This window comes from Neisseria sp. P0021.S005, from assembly GCF_051956955.1.
The window spans coordinates 1-4,451 of the sequence record NZ_JBQCWY010000224.1 but is presented as its reverse complement, the minus strand read 5'-3'; the positions used below and the strand labels follow the sequence as shown (position 1 = coordinate 4,451).

1 protein-coding gene and 1 other RNA gene are annotated in these 4,451 nt (G+C 51.0%); one reads left to right on the top strand and one right to left on the bottom strand.

Annotated features, from left to right (window positions below; genetic code table 11):
* Positions 1–74: signal recognition particle sRNA small type (gene ffs, locus ACTHUE_RS11465), an RNA gene on the bottom strand; the annotation flags it as partial.
* 260 nt (positions 75–334) lie between these two features.
* Here ffs and ACTHUE_RS11460 point away from each other — a divergent pair.
* Positions 335–4,168, top strand: coding sequence for a DUF3683 domain-containing protein (locus ACTHUE_RS11460; protein WP_049336118.1), 3,834 nt, complete (start codon positions 335–337; stop codon positions 4,166–4,168).
* The last annotated feature ends 283 nt before the right edge of the window (positions 4,169–4,451 follow it).

Here is a 4,451-nt window from a genome sequence, read left to right as displayed (position 1 = left end):
CTGGCTCATCAGAGTGGGCTGCTGGCTTCCGCCCCTGACCCGGTGTTCCGAATTACCATGCGGGGAGACCCGCCATAGAAGAAACGCATTATAGCGGTTTTACAGAAAAACTCAAGCGATAAAATCTGTCAGGCCGTCTGAAAATCATTTACATGACAAGATTGTAAACAATATTACCTAGTTGAAAATCATTCCCATTGAAATGTTTATTGTCTTTTCCGTTGAAAAATATCGAAAATTACACTACATTAACACTTTACGCCATCAAGAAGAAATTGCATTTTTCAGACGGCCTTTAATATAAAAACATTACATCCATCAACGGAACACGACCATGACCACGACTACTGCCCCTCAGCGTATTCGAGAAATTCCCTATAACTATACTTCTTATACCGACCGCGAAATCGTCATCCGACTGTTGGGCAACGAAGCGTGGCAAATCCTGCAAGACCTGCGCGGTCAACGCAAAACAGGACGTTCGGCACGAATGCTGTTTGAAGTATTGGGCGATATTTGGGTGGTCGTGCGTAATCCGTATCTGGTCGATGATTTGCTGGAGCATCCGAAACGCCGCGCCGCGCTGGTGCGGGAAATGCGCCACCGCTTAAATGAAATCCGCAAACGCCGCGACGATAATCGGCAAGTGGATGTCTTGGTTGCAGCAGCAGAAAAAGCAGTCGAGCGTTTTGATAGCAGTTTTGATGAAACCAGCCAAAAACGCCATCAAATTTTGGATCGCTTAAGCAAAATTACCAAGCCGCACAATATTATGTTTGACGGATTGGCTCGAGTAACGCACGTTACCGATGCGACTGACTGGCGCGTGGAGTATCCGTTTGTTGTCGTTAATCCTGATACCGAGGCAGAGATCGCGCCTTTGGTGCGCGCTTTAATTGAGTTGGACTTGGTCATTATCCCACGCGGTGGCGGTACCGGCTACACTGGTGGCGCAGTACCTTTAGACGCAAACAGCGCAGTCATCAATACCGAAAAACTCGACAAGCATCGCGGCGTCGAATATGTTGAGCTGGCAGGCTTGGACGGCAGACATCCGATTATCCATTGTGGCGCAGGCGTAGTAACCCGCCGGGTGGAAGAAACCGCGCATCAGGCGGGTTTGGTGTTTGCCGTTGATCCGACTTCCGCCGATGCGTCTTGCGTGGGCGGTAATGTGGCGATGAATGCAGGTGGCAAAAAAGCTGTGCTGTGGGGTACTGCCTTGGACAACCTCGCCTACTGGAACATGATCAACCCTCAAGGCGAATGGTTGCGTATCGAACGCGTTCGCCACAATTTTGGCAAAATCCACGATGAAGAAATCGCCTTGTTTGATGTACATACGTTGGATTCAGACGGCCGCAATATCGTCAATACCAAACGCTTGGAAATCCCCGGCCACAAATTCCGCAAAGTCGGTTTGGGCAAAGACGTTACCGACAAATTCTTGAGCGGTCTGCCCGGCGTGCAGAAAGAAGGCACAGACGGCATCATCACCAGCGTCGCCTTCGTATTGCACAAAATGCCGAAATACACGCGTACTGTATGTATGGAATTTTTCGGTACAGTCGCCACCGCAACGCCTTCCATCGTCGAAATCCGCGATTTCCTGCTTACCCATGAAAGCGTTCGGCTGGCGGGTTTGGAGCATTTAGACTGGCGTTACGTCCGCGCCGTCGGTTATGCCACCAAAGCGGCAGGTAAAGGCCGACCTAAAATGGTCTTGCTGGCAGACGTGGTTTCCGATGACGAAGCCGCCGTACAGGCAGCCGCCGAACACATCTGCAAACTTGCCCGCGCCCGCGACGGCGAAGGCTTTATCGCCATATCTCCAGAAGCGCGCAAAACCTTCTGGCTTGACCGCAGCCGCACCGCCGCCATCGCCAAACATACCAACGCCTTTAAAATCAACGAAGACGTAGTGATTCCGCTGGAGCGGCTCGGTGAGTATTCAGACGGCATCGAGCGCATCAACATTGAGCTTTCCATTCAAAACAAACTCAAACTCTGTGCCGCCTTAGAGCAATATCTGTCCGGCAAACTCCCCATCGACAAAATGGGAACAGACCTGCCAACCGCCGAACTATTGGGCGAACGCGGCAAACACGCCCTAGCCCACGTTTCCGCTGTCAAAGCGCGTTGGGAATGGCTGCTTGCTAACTTAGACGCGCCGCTTGCCGACTATAAAGCACGCTATGGCGCAGCCGTCCACGCTGCGCCCGAAGCCAAAAACAATGAAAGCTGCTTTATTGCCTTCCGCGATTTCCGCCTGCGCGTGTCTGTCAAAGCGGACGTAATGAAGCCGCTTTCTGAAATCTTCAGCGGCAAAACAGATACCAAAATTATCCAAGGCTTGGGCAAAATCCACGCCAAAACCGTACGCAGCCGCGTCTTCGTCGCCCTGCATATGCACGCCGGCGACGGTAACGTTCACACCAATATTCCGGTTAACTCAGACGATGCCGAAATGCTTCAGACGGCCTACCGTTCTGTGGAACGCATCATGAAAATCGCCCGTTCGCTCGGCGGCGTAATTTCCGGCGAACACGGCATCGGCATTACCAAGCTCGAATTCCTGACAGATGAAGATTTGCAACCGTTTTGGAATTACAAAAACCAAGTCGATCCCAAACACACCTTCAACCGTCACAAACTGATGAAAGGCTCGGACCTGCGCAACGCCTATACGCCGTCTTTCGAGCTTTTGGGTGCGGAATCGCTGATTATGGAAAAATCAGACCTCGGCACCATCGCCGATTCCGTCAAAGACTGCCTGCGCTGCGGCAAATGCAAACCTGTTTGCTCTACTCATGTTCCGCGTGCCAACCTACTGTATAGCCCCCGCAACAAAATCCTCGGTGTGGGCTTACTGACCGAAGCCTTCTTATACGAAGAACAAACCCGTCGCGGCGTTTCCGTCAAGCATTTTGAAGAACTGATGGACATCGGCGACCACTGCACCGTGTGCCACCGCTGCGTTAAGCCCTGCCCTGTCAACATCGACTTTGGCGACGTTACCGTAGCCGTCCGCAACTACCTTGCCGATTCCGGCCACAAACGCTTTGCGCCTGCAGCTTCAATGGGTATGGCATTTTTGAACGCCACAGGCCCGAAAACCATTAAAGCCCTTCGCGCCGCCATGATACAGACCGGCTTCCCAGCGCAAAACTTTGCCTACAAAATCGGCAAGCTTCTTCCGATTGGCACTAAAAAGCAAAAAGCCGAACCGAAAGCCACCGTCGGTACCGCCTCAATCAAAGAACAGGTTATCCACTTCATCAACCGTCCTTTGCCGAAAAGCGTGCCTGCTAAAACTCCACGCTCCATGCTGGGTATAGAAGACGACAAGAGTATTCCTATCATCCGCAATCCGGCTTCTCCGGAAGATGCCGAAGCCGTGTTCTACTTCCCCGGCTGCGGCTCTGAGCGCCTGTTCAGCCAAATCGGACTAGCCGTTCAAGCCATGCTCTGGCATGTCGGCGTACAAACCGTCCTGCCGCCGGGCTATATGTGTTGCGGCTATCCGCAAGACGCAGGCGGAAATAAGGCTAAAGCCGAAGAAATGAGCACCAACAACCGCGTGGCTTTCCACCGTATGGCGAACACCCTCAACTACCTCGACATTAAAACCGTCGTCGTCAGTTGCGGTACCTGCTACGACCAACTGGAAAAATACCGTTTTGAAGAAATCTTCCCAGGCTGCCGTATCATCGACATCCATGAATATCTGCTTGAAAAAGGTGTGCAGCTAAACGGCGTACAAGGTCAGCAATACCTCTACCACGACCCTTGCCATACCCCGATCAAAACCATGAATGCCACCCAAATGGCCAGCAGCCTGATGGGACAGAAAGTCGTCTTAAGCGACCGCTGCTGCGGCGAGTCCGGTATGTTTGCCGTCAAACGACCCGACATTGCCACTCAGGTCAAGTTCCGCAAACAAGAGGAAATTGAGAAAAACCTCAAAGAGCTGCCTCAGGGCGAACCCGTCAAAATGCTTACCTCCTGCCCAGCCTGCCTGCAAGGCCTGAGCCGCTACGCCGACGACAACAATATGCCTGCCGACTACATTGTCATCGAAATGGCGAAACACATCCTCGGCGAAAACTGGCTGGATGAGTTTGTAAAAAAAGCCAATAACGGCGGTGTAGAAAAAGTATTGCTCTAAGGACTTAGACAAAAACTTTTGGATGTAATAAAGGCCGTCTGAAAATCTTTCAGACGGCCTTTTTATTCAAAAGAATCAAAATACAATAATCAAATCAAATGCCTTTACAAATAGCGATGCTACACCAGCAGTATTCAATAAAAAATAAAACTTGAGGCTTTTATCCCCCAGGTTTTATTTTCAAGTCTTATGCTTTTTCTTGCTGACGTTTTCTTTCTGCCATCATCTCATGCAATGTTTGCTTGGCAGGTTTCATCGGAACATGGTTATTGGTCCAGCTTAA